The following is a 22664-nucleotide window of genomic DNA, read 5'->3' on the forward strand; positions in this document are numbered from 1 at the left end:
TCACATCCCCCGAACCGCCTCCGCCAGCCGCGTCCCCACCGCGGCTCGCGGGCCGTTGTCCGGGACGGGTCGTCGGCGCGGATGCACCGCGTTCGTCAGCAGCACCAGGAACGTGTCCGTCGCCGGGTCCAGTACCAGTGACGTACCAGTGAAGCCCGTATGCCCCGCCGCCCCCCGTCCCGCCAACTCCCCCATGAACCAAGGCTGGTCGAGCGCGAAGCCCAGGCCCGGCGGCGTGAACAGCAGCCCGACGTAGTCGGGGCCGAGGACGCGGGCCGTGCCGTACGAGCCGCCCGCGAGCAGCGTGCGGCAGAAGACCGCCAGGTCGCGGGCCGTCGAGAAGAGGCCGGCGTGGCCCGCGACGCCGCCGACGGCCCAGGCGTTCTCGTCGTGGACCACGCCGCGCAGCATGCCGCGGTCCGCCTTGGCCCAGGGTCTTCGCTGGTCCTCGGTGGCCGCCGCACCCGGGCACGGCCCGAAACCGGTCGCTGTCATCCCGAGCGGCCGGGTGATCCCCTCCCGTACGAGCACGTCGAGCGGGAGCCCGGTGATCCGTTCCAGGACCTGCTGGAGGAGGAGCATGTTGAGGTCGGAGTACGCGTACGGCCCGCCCGGCTCCGACACCGGCGCCTCCGCCCTCAGCAGCGCGAGCCGTGCCGCGTCGCTTCGGCAGTCGTACAGCGGGAGTTCGGGACGCAGCCCGGAGGTGTGGGTGAGCAACTGCCTTACGGTGATGCCGTGTTCGGCCGCGGCCGTGAAGTCCGGGAGGTACGCCGCCACGGGCGCGTCGATGCCGAGCGTGCCACGTTCGAGTTGCTGGACGGCGGCGACGCTCGTGAAGAGTTTCGTGAGGGACGCGAGGTCGAAGGGCGTGTGCACACTCGCCGGCACCCAGGCGCTGCGCGGCAGTTCGAGGCCGCGGCCGGTGTCCTCGTCGTAGGCGGAGTAGCGCACCGCCCAGCCCGCCGCCTCCTCGACGGCGATCACGGGGCCTCGTCCGGCGATCACCACGGCGCCGGCGGCCCAGGGCGGGTCCCCGCTGGTGAGTTCGCGGACCTCCCGTACGAGTTGAGCCAGTTCATCGGGATCGAGCCCGGCACGTTCCGGTGTGCCGGGGCGCAGTCTCGGTGCGCTCAGCTGCCTGCTCCCTTCAGGTCCGCGCGTCGCTGCCAGGGACGGCACAGTCCCATGAAGCAGCCCACTGCCACCAGTGCACAGGCCAGTTGGACGACGGCCATCGGGACGGCGGTGTGTTCGCCGGCGATGCCCACGAGGGGTGTGGCGATCGCACCGACGAGGAAGGAGGAGGTGCCGAGCAGGGCGGAGGCGGAGCCCGCGGAGTGCGGGGTGCGCATCAGGGCGAGCGCGTTGGTGTTGGGCAGGCACAGGCTCATCGCGGACATCAGGACGAACAGGCCGACGGCGATCGGTACGAGACCCACTTCGCCGAAGACTCCCGCCGCCATCAGCAGCAGCGCGAGGGACGCGGCGGTGACGATCGCGAGTCCGATCGTGAGCACCTTGTCGAGGCTGACCCGGCCGACGAGGACCTTGCCGTTGATCTGGCCGACGAGTACGAGTCCGACGGAATTGACGCCGAAGAGAATGCTGTACGTCTGCGGTGAGGCGCCGTAGATCTCCTGGATCACGAACGGCGAGGCCGAGACGTACGCGAAGAGTGCGGCGAAGGCGAAGCCGCCGGCGAGCAGGTAGCCGGCGAAGACGCGGTCCGCGAGCAGTCCGCGCATGGTGCGCAGGGCCTCCAGCACGCCGCCGCCGTGCCGTTGTTCCGGCGCGAGCGTCTCGGGCAGCAGACGCCAGACGACGACGGTCAGGACGACGCCGACGGCCGTCAGGACGTAGAAGACGCCCCGCCAGTCGGTGATCCGCAGTACCTGCCCGCCGATGAGCGGCGCGACGATCGGCGCGACTCCGGAGATCAGCATGAGCGTGGAGAAGAACCGGGCCATGTCCACGCCGTCGTACAGATCACGTACGACGGCTCGCGCGATCACGATTCCGGCCGCGCCCGCGAGCCCCTGGAGCAGCCGGAAGGCGACGAGCAGTTCGACGGTGGGTGCGAACGCGCAGACGGCGGTGGCGACGATGTAGACCAGCAGTCCCGCGATCAACGGCCGTCTGCGCCCCCACTTGTCGCTCATCGGCCCGACGACCAGCTGCCCGAGCGCCATCCCCGCGAGGCACGCGGTGAGCGTCAGCTGCACGGTGGCCGCGGGCGCGTGCAGCGAGGCGGTGACCTCCGGGAGGGCCGGGAGGTACATGTCGATGGACAGCGGCGGTACGGCGGTGAGTCCACCGAGGATGAGCGTGACGAGCAAGCCTACGGAGCGGCGGGCGCCCGGCGACGGCACGCCGCGCTGCACGCCCGATGGGGGTACGGGCGTCGCGTCCCCCGATGCGGGTAGGGGCGTCGCGTCCGCAGCGGTCGCTTCCGTGACTGAAGCGATCGCCGCGCCCGGCATGTGGCCCTTTCCGCCCCCCTGGCTGCTCTGCCCGTCCTCGTCCCGTCTCGTACCGCCCTGCTCGGGCATGTGCCCCTCCCTGCCGGTTGAACGCTGGACCTATGCTCTCAGCTCGGACAAGGTGGCGAATCACAGATCCATGGAGCGAGGGTTCGAGGATGGCGGAAGTGGCGGCAGAACGGGTGCGCTGGGGTGTGCTGGCGACCGGAGGGATCGCGGCGGCGTTCACGGCGGACCTGGTGGATCTGCCGGACGCGGAAGTCGTGGCGGTGGCCTCGCGGACCGAGGAGTCGGCGAAGGCGTTCGCAGACCGGTTCGGGATACCCAGGGCGTACGGCGACTGGAGCGCCCTCGCGGCGGACGAGGACGTGGATGTGGTGTACGTCGCCACGCCGCACTCCGCGCACCGGGCCGCGGCCGGGCTGTGTCTGGAGGCGGGGCGCAATGTGCTGTGCGAGAAGGCGTTCACGCTCAACGCGCGTGAGGCCGAGGAGCTGGTCGCCCTCGCGAAGGAGCATGGCAGCTTCCTGATGGAGGCCATGTGGATGTACTGCAACCCGCTGATCCGGCGCCTCAAGGAAGTCGTCGATGACGGCGCCATCGGTGAAGTCCGCACGGTACAGGCCGACTTCGGCCTGTCCGGCCCCTTCCCGCCCACTCACCGGCTGCGCGACCCGGCGCAGGGTGGTGGCGCGCTGCTCGATCTGGGCGTGTATCCGGTGTCGTTCGCGCACCTGCTGCTCGGGGAGCCCTCGGAGGTCACGGCGAGAGGGGTGCTCTCCGACGAGAGGGTCGATCTCCAGACGGGAATGCTGCTCTCCTGGGAGAGCGGCGCTCTGGCTTCGTTGCACTGCTCTCTCGTCGGCGGCACGTCCGTCTCCGCCTCGGTCACCGGATCGCAGGGCCGTATCGACCTCCCGTACGGCTTCTTCCACGCCGACCGTTTCGTACTGCACCGCGACGGCCGCGATCCGGAGGAGTTCACCTCGGCCGACGCAACACGGGCCAGCCTCAAACACGAGGCCATCGAGGTCATGCGCTGCCTGCGCGCGGGCGAGACCGAGTCTCCCTTGGTCCCGCTGGGCGGCACCCTGGCGGTGATGCGGACGCTCGACGCGGTACGGGACCGCATCGGCGTCCGCTATCCCGGAGAACTCGGTCAGCAGGACCTCACACCGGCTTGAGCCCCTGCTCCCCCACCTCGGTGACGAACGACGCCGCGGTAGTGATCGGCGCCCCCGGCGTAGTCACGGCGTTCACCGTCTTGAAGTCCACGTTCGCGGCATCCTGGCCAAGCGCGACGGTCACATAACCGCGCTGCCCGTTGTAGTGCTTCATGTGCGGGTTGGCGGCCAGATAGCCCGCCCAGTTCGGCGGCTGCGCGGCCCCGTTCTGCCCGCTGCTGATCGACGTGGTGACGATCTCCGTACCCATCGTGCGGGAGTTCTGGTTGTCGAAGTCGCGCTTGATGTCGAAGCCGTACGACACATGGACGTCACCGGTGAGCACCATCAGGTTCTCCACGCCGGCCGCCTCGGCACCCTTGAGGAGACGCTCGCGGGAGGCCGGGTAGCCGTCCCAGGAGTCCATGCTGCGGGTGGTGTTGCCGGGGGTCGCGTGGTTGCGGCGGGCGAAGACGACCTGCTGCGGGAGGACGTACCACAGCGCGTTCGACTGCTGCCAGCCGTCGGTCAGCCAGCGCTCCTGCTCCAGGCCGGGCAGGGTCTGCGACTCGGCCTCGGACTCGGGTGTCGGCGTCTTCCAGCCGTCACCGTTGGCCTGGTTGGTGCGGTACTGCCGGGTGTCCAGGATGTCGAACTGCGCGAGCCGGCCCCAGCTCAGCCGTCGATAGAGCCGCATGTCGGGGCCCTGCGGCTGCTGCGGACGGCGCAGCGGCTGGTTCTCCCAGTACGCGCGGTAGGCGGCGGCGCGGCGCAGCAGGAACTCCTCCGGCGGTACGTCGTTCTCGGGGATGTCGTCCGCGTAGTTGTTCTCGGTCTCGTGGTCGTCCCAGGTGACCACGAAGGGGTGCGCGGCGTGCGCGGCCCGCAGATCCGGGTCGGACTTGTAGAGGGAGTACCGCAGCCGGTAGTCCTCCAGCGTGACCGTCTCGCGGTTGAAGACGTCGGGCAGCGTGCGGTCCGTGTAATTGCGGGCGCCGCCGACGGAGTTGACGGCGTACTCGTAGAGGTAGTCGCCGACGTGGAAAACGATGTCGACGTCGTCCTCGGCCAGGTGCTGGTACGCGGTCCAGTAGCCGTCGTGGTACGCCTGGCAGGAGACGGCGGCCAGCGTCAGCTCGGCGGCACGGGCGCCGGTCGCGGGCGCGGTGCGCGTACGGCCTGTCTCGCTGACCCAACGGCCCGTACGGAAGCGGTAGTAGAAGGTGCGGCCGGGTTCGAGGCCGGCCACCTCGACATGCACGGCGTGGTGGAACTCGGGGTGCGCGGCGATGGTTCCGCGTCTGGCGATCCGCCGGAACTTCGCGTCGTGCGCCAGCTCCCACTGGACGGGGACGCGCTGCCGGGGCAGTCCGGAGTCGGCTTCGAACGGGGCCGGCGCGAGGCGGGTCCACAGCAGTACGGAGCCCGGCTGCGGGTCGCCGGAGCCGACGCCGAGGGTGAAGGGATCGTCGGTGATCTTCGCCGCGTCGAGCTCGGCGGCGCCGGCCACGCCCGCGGTCGGCAGGTTGGTGGCGAAAGCGAGCGCGGCGGCGGCGCCGGTGACGGTGAGAAAGCGACGCCGGCCGAGGTGACGGGCTGCGGCGCGAAGCTCGGGGGCGTGCCGCGAAACGCTTTCCTGCGGCGGTAGTTGACGGGCTGCGGGTGTCATCTGGCCCTCCCCTGACGGTTGTTGTACGACGCATTGGAGTGGCCAGGGTCGACGGCAACCCGTCGTGTACACAACAGACGGGTGTCGGGAGGATGAGTTCCGGATGCCGGGCCCTCCCGTACGCTGCGGGCCCATGAACGACAAGGAAACGAAGATCGCGCTGGTCACCGGGGCGGGCTCCGGCATCGGCCGCGCCGTGGCCCTGGAACTCCTGCGCACCGGCTGGTCCGTGGCGCTCGCGGGCCGCCGCCCTCAGACACTGGAGGCGACGGCGGCCCTGGCGGACACCCGGGCGGGAAACAGCGCCTCCCTCTGCGTACGCGCCGACGTCTCACGGCCCGATGACGTGGCCGGGCTCTTCGCCGCCGTACGGGAGCGCTTCGGGCGGCTCGATCTGCTCTTCAACAACGCCGGTACGTTCGGGCCGGGTGGCGTCCCGTTCGAGGAACTGCCCTACGACGCCTGGCGCCACGTCGTCGCCACCAACCTCGACGGCGCGTTCCTGTGCGCGCAGGCGGCGTACCGGCAGATGAAGGAGCAGGATCCGCAGGGCGGACGGATCATCAACAACGGCTCGATTTCAGCGCAAACACCCCGCCCGCTGTCGGCTCCGTACACGGCGACCAAGCACGCCCTGACGGGGCTCACCAAGTCGCTGTCACTGGACGGCCGTCCGTACCGGATCGCCTGCGGTCAGATCGACATCGGCAACGCGGCGACCGACATGACCGAACGCATGCGGACCGGGGCCCTCCAGGCGAACGGAGAGGTGGTTCCGGAACCCGTCATGGACGTCACCGACGTGGCCTGCACGGTGCGGCACATGGCGGAGCTGCCGCTGGAGGCGAACGTGCAGTTCGCGACGGTTCTCGCGACGACGATGCCGTTCATCGGTCGTGGATGAGCACACCGTAACCGGAACCTGCACAAACGGAATGAAAAGGTCCGGTGCATTGGTGCCGGTGGCAGGCTTATGCTCGACACTCCTCCATCGGAGCTTCACATTTGGAGCACGAGATTTCCCGATCCACCTTCACGGGGGCCGGGGGGTGGGCAGCCGTTCCGGGCCACACGGATGGGGTGGGCTCCCGCGCGGGACCGCGGGAAGACCCGGGCGACGGAACGGCTGCCCCGTAATCAACGCCGGTGACCACCGTGGCCGGACCGGTCAGCGAGCCAGGATGCCCTCTATCTCGCTCAACTGGTCCGCGGTGAGCGGGCCTTGGCCGAGCGCCCCGGCGTTGTCCTCGGCCTGTGCGACCGAGCGGAAGCCCGGGATGGGGATCGTGCGCGGGCTGCGGGCCCACAGCCAGGCAAGGGCGCCCTGGGCGAGCGTACGGCCCTCGCTGGTGAGGACGGAACGCAGGGCGTCGACGCGGCGCAGCCACTGCGCGTCGGCACCCTCGCCCCGCTGGAAGCCGGGCAGCCAGGCGGGCGGCGCACTGCGGATGTCCCCGGCTTCGAGGGGCTGTCCGGCCGCCCGCTTACCCGTCAGCAACCCCATCGCGAGCGGGCTGCGGTTGATGCTCGCAAGCCCCGACTCCTCGCAGAGCGCGAGCATTTCGGGCGCGTCCTGGAGCACGTTGAGGCGGTGCTGCACGGCCGTGCAGTGCGGCCCCCGGGCGAACACGGCGGCCCGTTCCGGATCGTCGGTGCTCCAGGCGTACGCGCGGATGAGCCCCTCGCGCACGAACTCCTCGCAGGTGTCGCGAAGTTGGGCCGCACGCTCCAAGTCGGCGTCCGAGATGTGCAGTTGGTAGAGGTCGACGTAGTCGGTACCGAGGCGCTTCAGGGATGCGGTCAGGGCCCGGCGGGCGTACTCAGGCGTGTCGTCCTGGCCGCTCGCCGTGCGGGTCGCCTCGTCGAAGACGTTGCCCCACTTCGTGGCGACGACGACGTCCGTACGACGCTTGCCGAGAGCCCTGCCGAGCACCCGCTCGCTGTGCCCGGTGCCGTAGGCGTCAGCCGTGTCGAAGAAGGTCACGCCGAGTTCGAGCGCGCGGTGAACCGCCCGTACGGACTCCTCGTCGTCGACCTTGCCCCAGCCCAGGGGCTGCCCGTCGACGGTCTGCCACTCCCCGCCGATGGCCCAGCACCCGAAACCAAGAGCACTGATCTCGATGTCGCTTCGGCCCAGCGTTCTGTGCCCGTTCCTGTGCTTGATGCTCTCCATGCCTGCGAACGTTAGGAGTTGGAGCACAGGCGAAGGCAAGGGTGAGCGCGGGAATGGCCGCCCTTGCATGGCACGCTGGCCGGCATGAGCGATCACGACGCGGCGGCGGCCTCGGCCACGTACGACGAAATGTGGGACACGGTGGAACGCCTCCAGGAGTGGCTCGTACGTACGCAGCCCTCGCGTCCCCCTCAAGAGGCCCTGCTCCTGCGGATGTTGAAGCTCTCCGAGGAGGTCGGCGAGGTCGCCGAGGCGGTCATCGGCGCCACCGGCCAGAACCCGCGCAAAGGTACGAGCCACACCTGGGACGACGTCCAGTCGGAGCTGTGCGACGTGATCATCACGGCAGCCGTCGCCCTGCGCTCACTGACACCCGACGCTCGTGAGGTCTTCACGAGCCACTTGGAGCAGGTGCGGAAGCGTTCGCTCGGCTCGGGTCAGCTCCCCTGACGTCCGCCCTCAAAAGTTGATCATGTGTCCGGCGAGTCCGTGCACCGCCTCCTTGACCGCCTCGCCGAGCGTCGGGTGGGCGTGGACGTTGCGGGCCACCTCATGGACGGTCAGGTCCCACTGCTGGGCGAGGGTCAGTTCGGGGAGGAGTTCGGTGACGTCCGGGCCGATGAGGTGGCCGCCGAGGAGTTCGCCGTACTTCCCGTCGCTGATCAGTTTCACGAAGCCGGTGGCGTCGCCCAGGCCGTGCGACTTGCCGTTCGCGGTGAAGGGGAACTTGGCCACCTGGACGTCGTAGCCCTGCTCGCGGGCCTGGGCCTCCGTGTAGCCGAAGCTGGCGATCTGGGGCTGGCAGTAGGTGGCGCGCGGGATCATCACGTACTCCAACTCCATGGTCTCCGCGTCGGCGATGGTCTCGGCGGCGACGATGCCCATCGCCTCGGCGGCGTGCGCGAGCATCAGCTTGGCGGTGACGTCGCCGATGGCGTAGATGTGCGGAACGGAGGTGCGGCAGCGTCCGTCGACGTCGATGGCGCCGCGGTCCGTGACCCGTACGCCGGTCTTGTCCAGGCCGTAGCCCTCGATGTTCGGGGCGAAGCCGATCGCCTGGAGCACCTTGTCGGCCTCCAGCACCTGCTGGGTTCCGTCCTTGGCCGTCACCGTGACGCGGACCTGCGGGCCGGACTCGTCGATCGCGTCGACGCGGGTGGAGGTGAGTACGTCGATACCCAACTTGCGGTACTGCTTGGCGAGTTCGGTGGAGACCTCGGTGTCCTCCAGCGGTGTCATACGGTCCAGGAACTCGACGATCGTGACCTTCACACCGTAGTTGTGCAGCACGTAGGCGAACTCGACGCCGATCGCGCCGGCGCCCGCGATCACGATCGACTGCGGCAGGTCCTCGGCGAGGATCTGCTCCTCGTACGTCACCACGCGGGAGGTGCGGCGGGTGCCGGGCAGCAGCTTGGGGGTCGCGCCGGTGGCGATGATGCAGTGGTCGAAGGCGATGGCGCGGGTGTTGCCGTCGTAGTCGGCCACCTGGAGGGTGTGCGCGTCGAGGAAGGTGCCGCGACCGCTGAGCTCCGTGATCTTGTTCTTCTTCATCAGGTAGTGGACGCCCTTGACCCGGCCATCCGCGACCTTGCGGCTGCGCCGGAAGGCCTCGCCGTAGTCGAAGGAGACCTGCCCGTCGACCTTGATGCCGAAGGTCTTCGCCTCACGCGTGAAGATGTGCGCCAGCTCGGCGTTGCGCAGCAGGGCCTTGCTGGGGATACAGCCCACGTTCAGGCAGACGCCGCCCCAGTACTTCTCCTCGACCACCGCGACGCGCTTGCCCAGTTGGGCGGCCCGGATGGCGGCGACGTAGCCGCCGGGGCCCGCTCCGAGTACGACGACGTCAAAGCGCTCACCCTGCTCGTCCATGGGGTGTCCTTTCCGATGAGAGGTGGCGACCCGGCGCCTTGCCGCGACCGCCCTCGGCCTCAAACAGCATGCGCCATCGGGGGCGACGGCCCGTCACCCTGGTCACCCGGACGGCGCAACAGCCGTCTCTCCTCGGGGCTTCGCCCGAAACCCCACCAGGGGCTCATCCTCCGTACGGCCACGCCCGGCCACAGTCGTCTACAAACCCGCCCCCGCCGGAGGCACACTCACGCCGTGAGAAAAGATCACCCCCGGGTCCGACGGGGCCTGGTTCAGGACCCAGAGGCCGATCAGGGTGGCGAGGGTGAAGACCACCGCTATCAGGACGGCCAGGACCACGCGGCGGCGGCGTTCGCGGCGGAGCCAGTCGCCGCGGGCCGTGCGGTAGGCGTCGGGGGCGGCTTGGACACCGCCGGCCAGCGTTCCGAGCGCTTCGCGCAGCGCCTGCTCCGTACGATCCACTTCGTTCATCGCCGGGCCTCCATCGCCTGGGTCAGGGCGGCGATACCGCGCGAGGTGTGGGTCTTGACCGATCCGGGGGAGATCCCCATCGCGGCGGCTATCTCACTCTCCTTCAGGCCGAGCCAGTGCCGCAGCACCAGCGCTTCCCGCTGGCGGGCGGGCAGTTGCTGCAGGGCGTCGATCAGTACGCGCTGGTCGTCGCGGAGCAGCGCCGTGCTCTCGGCGGAGGCGACGACCTCGCTCGGCGGCTGCTGGACGTGCTTGCGGGCGACCTGAAGGTGGCGGATGCGCATACGGGTCAGATTGCACACCGTGGAACGCAGATACGCCTCAGCCGCCTCGGCGTCCTTGAGGCGCCGCCACTTCCGGTAGATCTGGTAGTACGCCTCGGCCACCACGTTCTCCGGGTCGTCCGCGCCGAGGAGGACGGCCAGGCGCAGCATCGAGGCGTAGTGCAGCTCGAAGAGCCGGGCCAGGGCGGCCTCCCGTTCGAGGTCGGCCGGATCGCTCACGGGCGGGGACAGCACCTCGTCCCCAGTCGGGTCACCGGTCGGCGAGGGCGTCGCCGTCTCGCCGGTGGCGGCGGGCCCCGGGATGTGGTCGGTCACGGCGGGCCGTGGGATACGGGGATCGGTGACGGCGGCCGGAGCGGCCTGCGGCACCGGCAGTCGCGTGTGCTGTCTGCGTCTCACGGGTTGCTCGCTCCCGTCTCGGGGCGCCGCCTGACGGTCAGGCGGGACGGTAGGTCGGTGAGGTCGGCGCCCCGCGGGACGCCGAAGCGTTCGAGGGCCGCGGTGCCGGCCACCGCGACGCTCAGGTTGAGCAGGAGGGCGACGAGCCCGGCGTAGATCTCCAGCGGCTGGTCGCCGCCGCCGAACGGCACGATGGACGAGAACCCCTCGCGGACCACCAGGAAGGTGCCGGCCGCCATGCCCACGGCCCACCCGGCCAGCAGAGCCCGGGGATGCAGCCGGCCCGTGAAGAGCCCTATGGCCACCGCCGGGAAGATCTGCAGGATCCATACGCCGCCGAGGAGTTGGAGGTTGATGGCGTCCTGGTCGCGCAGCCCGAACACGAACGCCACCGCCCCCACCTTCGCGGTCAGCGAGACCGCCTTGGCGATGCGGACCTGTCGCTTGGGCGTGGCGGTGGGGTGAAAGTACTCGACGTACACATTGCGTACGAAGCAGGTGGCGGCCGCGATCGACATCACGGCCGCCGGGACCAGCGCCCCCACGGTGATCGCCCCGAAGACGAGTCCGGCGAGCGGGCCCGGCATCAGCCGGTCGACCAGCATCGGTACGGCGGTCTCGGCGCCGCCCTCGGGTGCCCGTACTCCCGCCGCGAGTGCCGCGATGCCGAGGAGGCCGAAGAGGGCGAGCAGTCCTGTCCAGGCGGGCAGCGCCACGGAGACCTTGCGCAGGGTGCGCGGGCCGTCGGCGGCGAACCCTGCGGTGAGCACGTGCGGATACATCAGCAGGGCCAGGGCCGAGCCCAGGGCGAGCGTGGCGTAGGCGGGCTGCTGCTCGGGTGACAGCAGCAGGGCGGAGTCCGTGACTCCGGTGCCGCCGAGCCGTCGCGCCGCGCCGTCGAAGACCGCGCCGGGTCCGCCGAGCCGGGCCAGGACCAGCCAGCACACGGCGGTGAGGGAGACGAAGACGGCCACTGCCTTGAACGCCGAGATGACGGTCGGTGCCCGCAGCCCGTGGCGGTACGTCGCCGCCGCGAGCCCCGCGAACAGCGCGATCAGCACCAGATCGCCGCTCGCGCCCCGCGGGTAGACGCCCCCGGCGGTGAGCACCGCGCGGATGCCCAGCAGCTGCAGCGCGAGATAGGGCATCGTCGCGAGGATCCCGGTCAGCGCCACCACCAGGGCGAGCGGTGGTGAACCGTACCGCCCGCGCACGAAGTCGGCGACGGTGATGTAGCCGTGCCGGCGGGCCACCGTCCACAGCCGGGTCAGCAGGACGAAGGCGAGCGGACAGACGATCACCGTGTACGGCACGGCGAAGAAGGCGGGCGCCCCGTTCCCGTACGCCAGTCCCGGTACGGCGGTGAAGGTGTACGCGGTGAAGATCGTGCCGCCGAGCAGCATCCAGGTCCAGACGGGGCCCAGGCTGCGGTCGGCCAGTGCCCAGCCCTCCAGCGACGGCAGCCGGTCGCTGGGCCGCAGACGGCGCGCGGTGACGGCGAGAAGCGACGCTCCGCCGGTCACGGCGAGGAACGTCGCGGTCATGGCGCCGTCCGCCATGGGTCACCGTCCTTGGTGTGCCTGAGGTCCTGTGGCCTGTCCGCCGGACAGGCCACAGCCCGAGCCCTTGCCGGAGAGTTGCGCGGGCAGCCCGTCCGGTTGACACGGTTGAGGGAAAACCGGCGGGAAATCTTCTGGAAATTCCCTGTCAACCAGTTCCGGCCGGCGGGCAACTCTTGCACAGACCGACAGAGAGCGGGAGAGGGAACGGGAAAGGAGCGCAGGTCATGACATCGACTGACACTGGTCACCACCGGCTACGGCGCCTCGCGGTCGCCGTACTGCTTCTCGCGCCCGCCGCAGGACTGCTGTGGGTCCCCTGGTACGCCGACGCCGACCCGCGGCTCGCCGGGACGCCGTTCTTCTACTGGTATCAGCTCGCCTGGGTGCCGGGGTGCGGACTGTGCCTGCTCGCCGCGTACGCGCTGACCAGGCACGACCGCGACAACCGGCACGACCGGCCGGATCCCTGAGCCACCTTCCCGCCCCTTCCGCACCGCGTATCGCCCGGCACCACCACCCAGTAGCGCCGCACACGATCACCCCGTAGCGCCGCACACCATCACCCAGCACCACGGCCAGGAGCCGCCATGCCTACGTCAGCCATGCCCGAATCCGCTCCCCCGGCACCGGAAAGCCCGCCCCCCTCCGGGTCCGCCCGGCCCCGTATGACCCCCCGGTCCGTCCTCGTGTGGACCATCGTCGCCCTGGTGGGCGCCGTCTGCTGGGGTGTCCTCGCGCTCTCCCGGGGCGAGGAGATCTCCGCGGTCTGGCTGGTGCTGGCCGCCCTCGGCTCGTATGCCATCGCCTACCGCTTCTACGGCCGCTTCGTCGCCCGGCGCGTACTGAAGCCGGACGACCGCCGTGCCACTCCCGCCGAACGGCTCGAGGACGGCGTCGACTTCCAGCCCACCGACCGCCGGGTGCTGCTCGGCCACCACTTCGCGGCGATCGCCGGGGCCGGACCGCTGGTGGGGCCCGTACTCGCGGCGCAGATGGGGTATCTGCCCGGCACGATCTGGATCGTGGCCGGCGTGATCTTCGCGGGCGCGGTGCAGGACATGGTGGTGCTGTTCCTGTCGATGCGGCGGGACGGGAAGTCGCTCGGGCAGATGGCCCGTGACGAGATCGGCCGGGCGGGCGGAGCGGCGGCCCTGATCGCGGTCTTCGCCATCATGATCATCCTGCTCGGTGTGCTGGCCCTCGTCGTCGTCAACGCCCTCGCCCACTCCCCCTGGGGCACTTTCTCCGTCGCCATGACCATCCCCATCGCGCTGTTCATGGGCTTCTGGCTGCACCGGATCCGGCCGGGCCGGGTCGTCGAGACCAGCCTGATCGGTGTGGCGCTGCTGCTGCTCGCGATCATCGGCGGCAGCTGGATCCAGGACTCCTCGCTGGCCGACACCTTCACCCTGAGCCCGACGACCCTGGTGTTCTGCCTGGTGGGATACGGCTTCGTCGCCTCCGTACTCCCCGTGTGGATGCTGCTCGCGCCCCGCGACTACCTGTCCACCTTCATGAAGATCGGCACCATCGCGCTGCTCGCGGTCGGAGTCGTCATGGCCGCGCCCGTCATGCGTGCGGAGGCGGTCAGTGACTTCGCCTCCTCGGGGGCCGGACCCGTCTTCGCGGGCTCCCTCTTCCCCTTCCTGTTCATCACCATCGCCTGCGGCGCCCTGTCCGGCTTCCATGCGCTGGTCGCCTCCGGTACGACTCCGAAGCTGATCCAGAAGGAGTCGCAGGTCCGGATGATCGGCTACGGCGCCATGCTGATGGAGTCGTTCGTCGCGATCATGGCGCTGATCGCCGCGGCCACTCTCGAACCCGGCCTGTACTACGCGATGAACGCGCCCGCCGGGCTCCTCGGTACGACCGCCGAGTCCGCCTCGCAGGCGGTGGCGGGCCTCGGCTTCACCATCAGCCCCGACCAGTTGACGCAGGCGGCGAAGGCCGTGGAGGAGCAGACGCTCATCGCCCGCACCGGCGGTGCGCCCACCCTCGCGGTCGGTATGTCGGAGATCTTCTCCGGGGTCTTCGGCGGCGCCGGGATGAAGGCCTTCTGGTACCACTTCGCGATCATGTTCGAGGCACTGTTCATCCTGACGACGGTCGACGCGGGCACCCGGGTCGGACGCTTCATGCTCCAGGACATGCTCGGCAACGTCTGGAAGCCGATCGGCCGGGTCACCTGGAAGCCGGGCATCTGGCTGTGCAGCGGCATCGTCGTGGCCGCCTGGGGCTACTTCCTCTACACCGGCGCCACCGACCCCCTCGGCGGAATCAACCAGCTCTTCCCGCTCTTCGGCATCGCCAACCAGCTGCTCGCAGCCATCGCCCTCACCGTCTGCACCACCGTGCTGATCAAGTCCGGGCGGCTGCGCTGGGCCTGGGTCACCGCGGTCCCGCTGGCCTGGGTGGTCGCGGTCACCTTCACCGCCGGCTGGCAGAAGATCTTCTCCGACGACCCGCGGATCGGCTTCTTCGCCCAGCGCGACCGGTACGCCGACGGCATCGACGCCGGCGAGGTCATCGCGCCCGCCAAGAACCTCGACGACATGCACACCGTGGTCACCAACTCCACGGTCGACGGAGTCCTGATCGCCCTGTTCCTGCTGCTGGTCGCCGTGGTGATCGTCAACGCTGCGGTGGTGTGCGTACGGGCCATCCGCTCGCCGGGGTCGCCGGCGACGACGGAGGCGCCGTACGTCGAGTCCCGTATCGACATCCCCGAGCAGGCGGGCGGACCGCTGGTGGGAGCCCGTCCATGAGCATGCCGTCCACGACCGTCCGGCACTGGACCAGGGGCGTGCGCTGGGTGCAGTGGTATCTGCGCGAGCTGACCGGCGAGGCGGAGTACGACCGCTACTGCGCGCACCACCGACGCCTGCACCCGGGCGCTCCGCTGCCCGGCCGACGGGAGTACGAGGTCCTGCGGACCCACCACCGGGAGAACCATCCGCAGAGCCGCTGCTGCTGACGCACGGCACGCACCACGGACCGCGGGGCGGGCACGCCATCAGCCCTGACGCGATGCCCGCCCCGCGCACCACGTAGCACCCCAACACTCAACTCCAGTCGAGATTCGAGATGCTGAGACGCCGCCCCGCCCTGCTGATCCGGCCCGAACTCGACGACGACGCACTGCACACCATCCTGGCCGAACTCCGCCCCGCCCAGCAGCTCCACGGCCTCGGTGCGGGCCGCACCCGCCCGCTCTGGGAGCCGGTCGCCGAGCTGCTGCACACCACCGGCCGCGACTGGGACCGCCGGGTGCACCGGATCTCCGTACTGGCGAAAAGCCTGCCGGCGGCGGTGGCGCAACGGTGGATCGGCGACCGGCCGGGGGACGGGGACGCCCTGGTCCTGCAGGCGTTCACCCTGTCCGGGCGGGCCCCCGCCGAAGGGCCGGCCGCCGCCCGGCGGGCCGAGCAGGCATGTCTGCGCGCCGCGCAAGCCTGTCCCGAGGACCCCACCCCCTGGCTGGCGTTGCTGTCACTCCTGCACTCCATCGCAGCTCCCGCCCGGGACGTCGTGCCCGTGTGGAGGGAGGCCGTCAACCGCGCCCCGTGGAACAGAACCGCCCATCACCGGCTCCTGCGCTATCTGTCCCCGCGCGCACACGGAACCGTCCCCGACATGCTGGACTTCGCCGAGCAGTGCGCGGCCCACGCACCGTACGGCTCACCCCTGGCCCTGCTGCCCGTGGCGGCCCGCGTGGAACTCGTCGCCCACCGACTGCGGCAGGACCCGCTCGCCGCGCTGGGGGCGAGCGGGTCCTGGAACGAACCACGGGCGGCCAAGGAGATCGACGGGGCCCTGACCGGCTGGTTCCACACCGCCGCCGCACCTCACGCGGAAGCGGTCACCGACCTCAACTTCCTTGCCTTCGCCCTGACCCGCACCCACCGCCCGGCCGAGGCAGCCGCCGTCTTCCACCGCATCGGCCGCCATATGACGAACCACCCGTGGGACCTGCTGCCGGATCCGCAGCGCACGTTCCTCTACTGGCGGGACCGGTCGGCAGGCCGCCGCGGGAAGTAGACCCGGTGGTTCCGTTCCCAGAACGGCTGAGCGACGACTGGGCAACGTTCGTCGCATCCGCTGGAGCCGGCTCGGCACGGGATGTGACGGTGAGGCGCATGAAGTCTCGCATCGCCTTGTCAGCCGTCACCGTGGGCGTCGTGCTCGCCTCGCTCACCGGATGCGGCAGCGACGGAACGGGCCGCGAGCCGTCACCCTCGGACGGCGGGTCGTCGGCCGCCCGGGTCCCCAGCGCGCCTGCCGAGAGCCGGGCGCCGACGCCGGGGAAGGGATCGAAGGACCCCGACGACATCAACGGCGACGGGCATCGCGATCTCCTGGTGCCCGTCCAGGTCCGCGGCAATCCGGAAACACCCGGCCTCGACCAGCGGATCGGTGTGGTCTACGGATCGGCCGAGGGACTCGACCCGGCGACCCGAACGGTCTACGGGCGCGGTGATCTGGGCCTGCCCGGTCTGCCGCCGGGGTCGGCGGATCCCGACAGTGTTTTCGCCGAGTCCACGGTCACCGCCGATCTGGACGGCGACGGCTTCCCGGACTTCGTCACGAGCGTCGCGGGCGAGCAGGTGAAGGACGGGCAGATCATCGCGCCTCGCTCCGTCCCGTACGTGGCGTGGGGCGGACCTACCGGGCCCAGGACGGGTGCCGAGGCGACCGAGGTGCGGCTGCCGCAGAGCGTGTCCAAACTGGGCGCGGGATCCGTGGTGCGCGGCGACTTCGACGGCGACGGGCACCACGACCTCGCGGCAACTGCGGAGAACCAGTCGTCGCTGGTGGTGCTGTACGGCCCGTTCACGCGGTCGGGTGTGCCCGCGCGCACCGACACCAGCCTGCCGTGGTCGGACGGCTCGGCCATCCCGGACGACATCGACCCGACGGGCAAGGCGCGCGCGACCTCTCTGCTGCTCCAGGGGGCGGACGACGGCGAGCAAGCCGCCAACACCCTCTACCCGGCCCGCAGCGGCGAGGGCCTGTCCGCGAACGGCCGGCAGCTGCGCCTCGGGAGCGCCCACGCCTTCGGCGACTTCGACGGCGACGGGCAACGCGATGTGGCCATCGGAGACGACGGCGGCCGCAACGACGAACCCGGCTACGAGACCGAGGCACCCGAGGTCGACGGATCGCTCGCCGTGTACCCCGGCAGTGGCGGCGCACCGGTCACCCACCGGCTGCCCGAGGCACCCGAGGGCGCGAAAACCGACTATGGCCCCGGAGGTTTCGCAGCCGCCGACCCCGACGGCGACGGCAGTGACGGCATCCTCGTCGCCACGTACGAGGGCGCCACGCTCATCGACGGCGACAAACGCACCCCGGTGCTGCGCGAGGGGCCGGCGAAGGCCGACGGCAAGAAGACGTCGGCCAGATGGCGGCACGCCCGGCCCGCGGGAGCAGCCGACTTCGACGGCGACGGCAAGGACGAGCTGATCCTCAACTGGGCGGCCCACACGCTGTTCGGGTTCTACGGCCAGTACCCCACGCACTGGTGGATCACCGACGGCACAACGCCCAGGGACAGGACGACCTTCACGACGACGGGCTTTGCCCCGCCCGGCTCCTGAGAAACTGGACGGCCGGGCGGGGCCTGGATCCCGCGGGGACTTTTCCGCGCGATGCGGGCGCTACTCCCTGCTACTCCGCGTAGTACGTCGCGTCCTGCCGGTCGAGGCTGGTGCTCATCGGCTGGATGTACAGCAGGTTCTCGTAGTGCCGGATGTAGCGGCCCGGGAAGTTGTACGACTCGAAGGAGACACCGCTCGCGGAGTCGGCGAGGCCCGCGCGCTGCGAGAAGGTGGCGTCGTTCCTGAAGATGGTCGAGCCGTCGTTCTTCTCCACCCACAGCTCGTAGTTCTTGTGGCGCAGGTAGTAGCCGGGGAAGTTCGCCGACTCCAGGGAGACGGTGCCGCTGCCGGACAGGCCGGCGACGACGCGGAACTGGGAGTCGGCGAGGTTGGTGACGTTCGGTTCGAGCTTCGCCCGGTACTCCCAGTGGCGGATGAAGCGGTCGGGGAAGTTGTACGAGGAGAAGCGGACCGGAGTCACACCGTCCGCGACCGGGATGCCGAAGTTGGGTGTGCCGTCGGCGTTCCAGTACAGCTTCTGGTAACGGGTGCGCCGGTTGGGGTCGTTGAGCGGATCGCCGCTGATGTCCTTGTAGTTGCGGGCGTGGTAGACGAGTACGTCCGACGTGCCGTCCTCGGAGACGGTGAAGGTGTTGTGGCCGGGCCCGTACTGGCCGGTGGCGTCGTTGCTCCTGAAGACGGGCTGCGAACTCTTCGTCCAGACCGCCGGGTTGAGCAGATCGGCCGAGGCGGAGGCGGTCAGCAGGCCGAGGCAGTAGTTGGCGTCGGTGGCGGCGGCGGAGAAGGCCATGAAGACCTTGCCGCCCCGCTGGATGACGGCCGGGCCTTCGTTGACGCGGTGGCCCACGGTCTCCCATGCGTGTGTCGGCGTGGAGATCCGTACCGGAGTGCCGGCGATGGTCCACGGGTTGGACAGCTTCGCGAGATAGAGATTGGTCCCGCTGCCCACGGCCGGGTCGTTCTGCGCCCAGCTCAGATAGCGGCTGCCACCGACGACGAAGGTGGTCGCGTCGAGCGAGAAGGTGTCAAGCGGCAGGGCGATACGCCCCTTCTCGGTCCAGGTCCCGGTCAGTGGGTTGGCGGAGCTGCTCTCCAGGACGTACGGCCGGATCTTCCAGATGTCGTTGGAGGCGCCGGCGGCGAAGTAGACGTACCACTTGCCGTCGATGAAGTGGATCTCCGGCGCCCAGATATGGGCGCCCATCTCACCGCTCGCGTGCTTGGTCCAGATGGTGGTCTCCGGGGCGGTGGAAAGGCCCTGGAGGGTGGTGGCCCGGCGCATCACGATGCGGTCGTACGCGGGCACGGTGGCGGTGAAGTAGTAGTAGCCGTCGGTGTGTTTGTGGATGTGCGGGTCGGCGCGCTGCAGGGCGATCGGGTTGGTGAAGGTCACGGCGGGCGAGGCGGGGGCGGCTGCGTGGGCGGGGCCGCCCGCGGCCAGTACGGCCGGCCCGGCGGCCATCGCGGTGGCCGCCCCGGCAAGGAAGGTTCTGCGTCTCATGAGGGTCTCCCGATCAGGCGGTGGTCAGGCGGTGGTGGGCTGGATGCGCCACTGCTGGCAGTTGTTGTTGAGCCAGGTCCACTGGCGTACGTCGGTGCCGTTGGCGGTGCCGCAGTCGGCGACGTCCATGACCTTGCCGGTGGCGGCGCTGACGATCCGCACGTAGTCACCACCGAGGTAGACCATGCGGAACTTCTGGCAGTTGTTGTTCAGCCAGGACCACTGCCGGACGTCGGCGCCGTCGGCGGTGCCGCAGTCGGCGATGTCGGCGACCTTGCCGGTGGCGACGTTGACGAGGCGGCTGGTGTCGTCGGCGCGGTCCTCGATGCGCCACTTCTGGTTGGCCCCGCCGTTACAGGTCCACTGGAAGATGTTGGCGCCGTCGGCGGTGCTGCCGCCGTTGACGTCGAGGCACTTGCCGCTGTTGCGGTTGACGATGGTGTAGGCGGTCGGGGTCGTGGCCGTCTCACCGGAGGGGCCGGGCATCGTCGTGCCGAGGGCGGCCGGGGTGCCGAAGTTCGGAGTGCCGTCGGCGTTCCAGGTGAACTTCTGGGCGCGGGTCGTACGGCCGTTGTCGCAGCCGTCGCCCGCCGCGTCGTTGGCGTGGTAGACGATCCAGTTCTCCGTGCCGTCGGGGGAGGTGAAGAACCCGTTGTGACCCGGCGCGTACACGCTGTTCGCGTCGTTGCGCTGGAAGACCGGGGTCTGCTTCTTCGTCCAGGAGGAGGCGAGGAGCGGGTCGGAACCGGTCAGCTCCAGCTGGCCGAGCTTGTAGTCGGGGCCCCAGCAGGCGCTCGCGGAGTAGACGAGGAAGGTGCGTCCGTTGCGGTAGAGCGGCTCGGGCCCTTCGTTGACCTCACCACTCTGCGTCTCCCAGCTGAGCGTCGGGCTGGAGATGACGGTGAAGGTGGAGCCGGCGAGCGTGTACGGGTTGCTGAGCGGCGCGATGACGAGGCTCTGCTTGCTGCCGCCGACCGAACCGCTGCCCACCAGGTACAGCTTGTTGTTGTGCTTGAGCACGCTGGCGTCGATCAGCCAGCCGTTGGGGTTCAGGTTGGAGCCGGTGAAGGTGTTCTTGTAGGTGTACGGCCCCATCGGGTCGGAGCCGGAGCTCTCCAGCACATGGGTGCGCTGGTCGTCGCAGCAGGCGGAGCCGCGCGGCCCGGCGGAGTAGTACAGATACCACTTGCCGTCGAAGAAGTGGATCTCCGGGGCCCACATGTTCCAGTTGCGGCTGGAGGTGCTGTCCGACCACACCTGCACGCTGGGCGCGGTGTTCAGCCCGGCGAGCGTGGGCGACTTGCGCATGGTCAGCTCACCGGTGAACGAGGTCGTCACCAGGTAGTAGTTGCCGTTGTAGTACTCCAGCCAGGGGTCGGCGCCTTTCTGCGTCTTGACGGGGTTGGTGTACGGCCGGCCTTCGGCGGCGACCCCGGGCTGCGCGGTGACGAGCGACCCCAACAGGGCCAGTAGCGCCGCCCCGAGGATGAACCAGTGGCGTGTGCGGAACACGGTAAGTCCCTTCTGGGGCGGCAGCTTTGGACGACTGCCCGGACGGCAATGGGTTCGAGATTTCGAACACCGTGCGTAACTTCGACCAGAAGGTAAAGGTGGGGCGGAAGAAGCGTCAATGGATGCGACGGGTTTGGTTTCGATCAGTTTTCCGAGGCGTGACGGCTTCCCGGTACATGAGGGCTTCCTGGGGCGCGACGGCTCAGTTTTTGTTATTCACCGCCGGCCCACGCGTCTCCTGTCGGTACGCCTACGCATCGGCACGCACCCGACACCTGAGGACCGAAGCCGTGAAAGCAGAGATCAACCGCCGGAGCATGCTGAAGATCGCCGGTACGGCCGCGGGCGCGGCAGCCATCGGCGCCGCCGTCCCCACGACCTCCGCGTCAGCGGCAGGCACGGCGTTCGCGCACCCCGGCCTGCTGCACACCCGAGCCGACCTCGACCGCATGGCGGCCAAGGTGAAGGCGGGCGCGACCCCGTACACGGCGGGTTTCGCCAAGCTCACCGCCAACCGCCACTCGCAGACCGGCTGGAGGCCCAACCCGCAGACCGCGGTCTACCGGGGCGCGGGCTCGCCGCAGAACTACGCGATCCTCTACAACGACATCCACGCGGCCTACCAGAACGCCCTGCGCGGCCATGTCACCGGCGAGAACGGGCACTTGGACACCGCCGTCGCCATCCTCAACGCCTGGTCAGCGAAACTGACCAGCGTCGAGGGCTCCGCGGACCGCTTCCTCGCGGCGGGCCTCTACGGCTACCAGTTCGCGAACGCCGCCGAACTCGTCCGCGACCACGACGACTTCGACCTTCCCCGCTTCCAGAAAATGATGCTGGACGTCTTCTCCCCGCTCAGCGAGGACTTCCTCAAGAACCACAACGGCGCCGTCGTCTCCAACTACTGGACCAACTGGGACCTGACGGCCATGTGCTGCGTCCTCGCCATCGGCATCCTCTGCGACGACAAGGCCAAGGTCGACACCGCGGTCGAGTACTTCAAGCACGGCGAGGGCCTGGGCGCCATCAAGAACGCCATTCCCGTCGTGCACCCCGACGGATTCGCCGAGTGGGTCGAGGCCGGCCGCGACCAGGGCCACGCCCTGCTGGGCATCGGCCTGATGGGCACCTTCTGCGAGATGGCCTGGAGCCAGGGCATCAATCTGTACGGCTACGACGACAACCGCTTCCTCAAGGCCGCCCAGTACGTGGCGAAGTGGAACCTGGGCGAGGACGTGCCGTTCACGCCCAACACCCGCGACAAGGGCGCGATCAACGGCTGGTCGGGCACGGAGACCGTGAGCGAGGAGGCCCCGGTGGATCCGGCCATGACGCGCCCGGTCTGGGCCATGATCGCCAACCACTTCACCAAGCGCCGGGGCCTGTCGGCCTCCTACCTCACCCGGATAGCGGCGAAGTCGGCACCGGAGGGCGGCGGTGGCGACTACGGCCCCAACAGTGGCGGCTACGACCAACTCGGCTTCGGCACCCTGGCGTTCACCCGAGACCGCTCCACCAGGCCGGAGTCCCCGGCCTCCCCGTCGGCGTCGCCTTCCCCCGCGTCCAACTCCGGCTCCGGCGCCGCGCCCGCCGCGCCCTCCCCCTCGTCCAGCCCTCAGGGCGGCAGGGACGGCGACCTGGCCGCCACCGGCACCTCGGACCTCCCGGCCTGGACCGCCGCCACCGGCCTCACCGCCGTCGCGGGCGGCCTGCTCCTCCTACGGCGCCGTGCCCGCGCGAACCGCGACGCCCAGTGACGGAGCACCCGGGCCCCTGAAGACGGACCCACACGAACGAGGGCTCTGCCGAGGCCTTACGACCTGGGCAGAGCCCTCTCGGTGTGATCTGCGCCACTCCCTGCTGACTGGCAGTGATGTTTCACGGATGGGACTCGCTTGGTTCATCGCCACCTGAGTGACAGGTGGTTCGTTTGTGAGGCATTTTTCCTAGGGGTGGG

Annotated in this window: 19 protein-coding genes; 9 read left to right on the forward strand and 10 right to left on the reverse strand. The window is 70.0% G+C overall.

The window, feature by feature from the left end:
• Both ACFYO0_RS22080 and ACFYO0_RS22085 read right to left on the reverse strand, forming a co-directional pair.
• Positions 1 to 1182 (reverse strand): serine hydrolase domain-containing protein, encoded by a 1182-nt coding sequence (locus tag ACFYO0_RS22080; RefSeq protein WP_388678460.1) that lies wholly within the window; start codon positions 1180 to 1182, stop codon positions 1 to 3.
• Positions 1134 to 2552, reverse strand: coding sequence for a Bcr/CflA family multidrug efflux MFS transporter (locus tag ACFYO0_RS22085; protein WP_388678462.1), 1419 nt, complete (start codon positions 2550 to 2552; stop codon positions 1134 to 1136). Before ACFYO0_RS22085 ends, ACFYO0_RS22080 begins: the two co-directional genes overlap by 49 nt.
• Before the next feature lie 89 nt (positions 2553 to 2641).
• Here ACFYO0_RS22085 and ACFYO0_RS22090 point away from each other — a divergent pair, with 89 nt between their 5' ends.
• On the forward strand, positions 2642 to 3667 hold the full coding sequence (locus tag ACFYO0_RS22090) for a Gfo/Idh/MocA family protein (protein ID WP_388678465.1): 1026 nt from the start codon (positions 2642 to 2644) through the stop codon (positions 3665 to 3667).
• On the opposite strand, the gene ACFYO0_RS22095 is transcribed toward ACFYO0_RS22090, so the two are convergent.
• Positions 3654 to 5315: an alkaline phosphatase D family protein gene (locus ACFYO0_RS22095; protein ID WP_388678467.1), complete on the reverse strand. Its 1662-nt coding sequence runs from the start codon at positions 5313 to 5315 to the stop codon at positions 3654 to 3656. The two genes, ACFYO0_RS22090 and ACFYO0_RS22095, sit on opposite strands and share 14 nt — an antisense overlap.
• A gap of 133 nt (positions 5316 to 5448) precedes the next feature.
• Here ACFYO0_RS22095 and ACFYO0_RS22100 point away from each other — a divergent pair, with 133 nt between their 5' ends.
• Entirely contained in the window at positions 5449 to 6219 is a 771-nt protein-coding gene (locus tag ACFYO0_RS22100; protein ID WP_388678469.1) for an SDR family oxidoreductase, read from the forward strand.
• 264 nt (positions 6220 to 6483) lie between these two features.
• On the opposite strand, the gene ACFYO0_RS22105 is transcribed toward ACFYO0_RS22100, so the two are convergent.
• Positions 6484 to 7488: an aldo/keto reductase gene (locus ACFYO0_RS22105; protein ID WP_388678471.1), complete on the reverse strand. Its 1005-nt coding sequence runs from the start codon at positions 7486 to 7488 to the stop codon at positions 6484 to 6486.
• Positions 7489 to 7572: 84 nt separating this feature from the next.
• Here ACFYO0_RS22105 and ACFYO0_RS22110 point away from each other — a divergent pair, with 84 nt between their 5' ends.
• The gene (locus ACFYO0_RS22110) at positions 7573 to 7938 is read left to right on the forward strand and encodes a MazG-like family protein (RefSeq protein WP_388678474.1); all 366 of its coding nucleotides are present in this window, start codon (positions 7573 to 7575) and stop codon (positions 7936 to 7938) included.
• A gap of 9 nt (positions 7939 to 7947) precedes the next feature.
• Here the strand turns inward: ACFYO0_RS22110 and lpdA are convergent, their stop codons facing one another.
• From lpdA to ACFYO0_RS22130, 4 genes are all read right to left on the reverse strand, one after another.
• Positions 7948 to 9360 (reverse strand): dihydrolipoyl dehydrogenase, encoded by a 1413-nt coding sequence (gene lpdA / locus ACFYO0_RS22115; RefSeq protein ID WP_388678476.1) that lies wholly within the window; start codon positions 9358 to 9360, stop codon positions 7948 to 7950.
• 198 nt (positions 9361 to 9558) lie between these two features.
• Positions 9559 to 9831, reverse strand: a complete 273-nt coding sequence (locus ACFYO0_RS22120; RefSeq protein WP_386346212.1) for a hypothetical protein — start codon at positions 9829 to 9831, stop codon at positions 9559 to 9561.
• The gene (locus ACFYO0_RS22125) at positions 9828 to 10514 is read right to left on the reverse strand and encodes an RNA polymerase sigma factor (protein ID WP_388678479.1); all 687 of its coding nucleotides are present in this window, start codon (positions 10512 to 10514) and stop codon (positions 9828 to 9830) included. The genes ACFYO0_RS22120 and ACFYO0_RS22125 overlap by 4 nt, the downstream gene beginning before the upstream one ends.
• A complete protein-coding gene (locus tag ACFYO0_RS22130) occupies positions 10511 to 12073 on the reverse strand; it encodes a sodium:solute symporter (RefSeq protein ID WP_388678482.1) in 1563 nt (520 codons plus the stop codon). Before ACFYO0_RS22130 ends, ACFYO0_RS22125 begins: the two co-directional genes overlap by 4 nt.
• Positions 12074 to 12300: 227 nt before the next feature.
• On the opposite strand from ACFYO0_RS22130, the gene ACFYO0_RS22135 reads away from it, so the two are divergent.
• From ACFYO0_RS22135 to ACFYO0_RS22155, 5 genes are all read left to right on the forward strand, one after another.
• The gene (locus tag ACFYO0_RS22135; protein ID WP_388678485.1) at positions 12301 to 12546 is read left to right on the forward strand and encodes a DUF3311 domain-containing protein; all 246 of its coding nucleotides are present in this window, start codon (positions 12301 to 12303) and stop codon (positions 12544 to 12546) included.
• Positions 12547 to 12663: 117 nt separating this feature from the next.
• Positions 12664 to 14841, forward strand: coding sequence for a carbon starvation CstA family protein (locus ACFYO0_RS22140; RefSeq protein WP_388678487.1), 2178 nt, complete (start codon positions 12664 to 12666; stop codon positions 14839 to 14841).
• The gene (locus ACFYO0_RS22145; RefSeq protein ID WP_388678489.1) at positions 14838 to 15050 is read left to right on the forward strand and encodes a YbdD/YjiX family protein; all 213 of its coding nucleotides are present in this window, start codon (positions 14838 to 14840) and stop codon (positions 15048 to 15050) included. The genes ACFYO0_RS22140 and ACFYO0_RS22145 overlap by 4 nt, the downstream gene beginning before the upstream one ends.
• 110 nt (positions 15051 to 15160) lie before the next feature.
• Positions 15161 to 16114: a hypothetical protein gene (locus ACFYO0_RS22150; protein WP_388678492.1), complete on the forward strand. Its 954-nt coding sequence runs from the start codon at positions 15161 to 15163 to the stop codon at positions 16112 to 16114.
• Between the two features lie 98 nt (positions 16115 to 16212).
• Positions 16213 to 17673, forward strand: a complete 1461-nt coding sequence (locus tag ACFYO0_RS22155) for an FG-GAP repeat domain-containing protein (protein WP_388678495.1) — start codon at positions 16213 to 16215, stop codon at positions 17671 to 17673.
• Positions 17674 to 17743: 70 nt separating this feature from the next.
• Here ACFYO0_RS22155 and ACFYO0_RS22160 read toward each other — a convergent pair whose 3' ends face one another.
• Positions 17744 to 19156: a family 43 glycosylhydrolase gene (locus tag ACFYO0_RS22160; RefSeq protein ID WP_388678593.1), complete on the reverse strand. Its 1413-nt coding sequence runs from the start codon at positions 19154 to 19156 to the stop codon at positions 17744 to 17746.
• Positions 19157 to 19219: 63 nt separating this feature from the next.
• Positions 19220 to 20707: a family 43 glycosylhydrolase gene (locus ACFYO0_RS22165; protein WP_388678498.1), complete on the reverse strand. Its 1488-nt coding sequence runs from the start codon at positions 20705 to 20707 to the stop codon at positions 19220 to 19222.
• Positions 20708 to 21024: 317 nt separating this feature from the next.
• Here ACFYO0_RS22165 and ACFYO0_RS22170 point away from each other — a divergent pair, with 317 nt between their 5' ends.
• Complete coding sequence (locus ACFYO0_RS22170) at positions 21025 to 22464, forward strand: alginate lyase family protein (protein WP_388678596.1); 1440 nt, start codon at positions 21025 to 21027, stop codon at positions 22462 to 22464.
• Positions 22465 to 22664: the final 200 nt, after the last annotated feature.

The organism is Streptomyces sp. NPDC006365, from assembly GCF_042870755.1.
Taxonomy (GTDB): Bacteria; Actinomycetota; Actinomycetes; order Streptomycetales; family Streptomycetaceae; genus Streptomyces; species Streptomyces xiangluensis.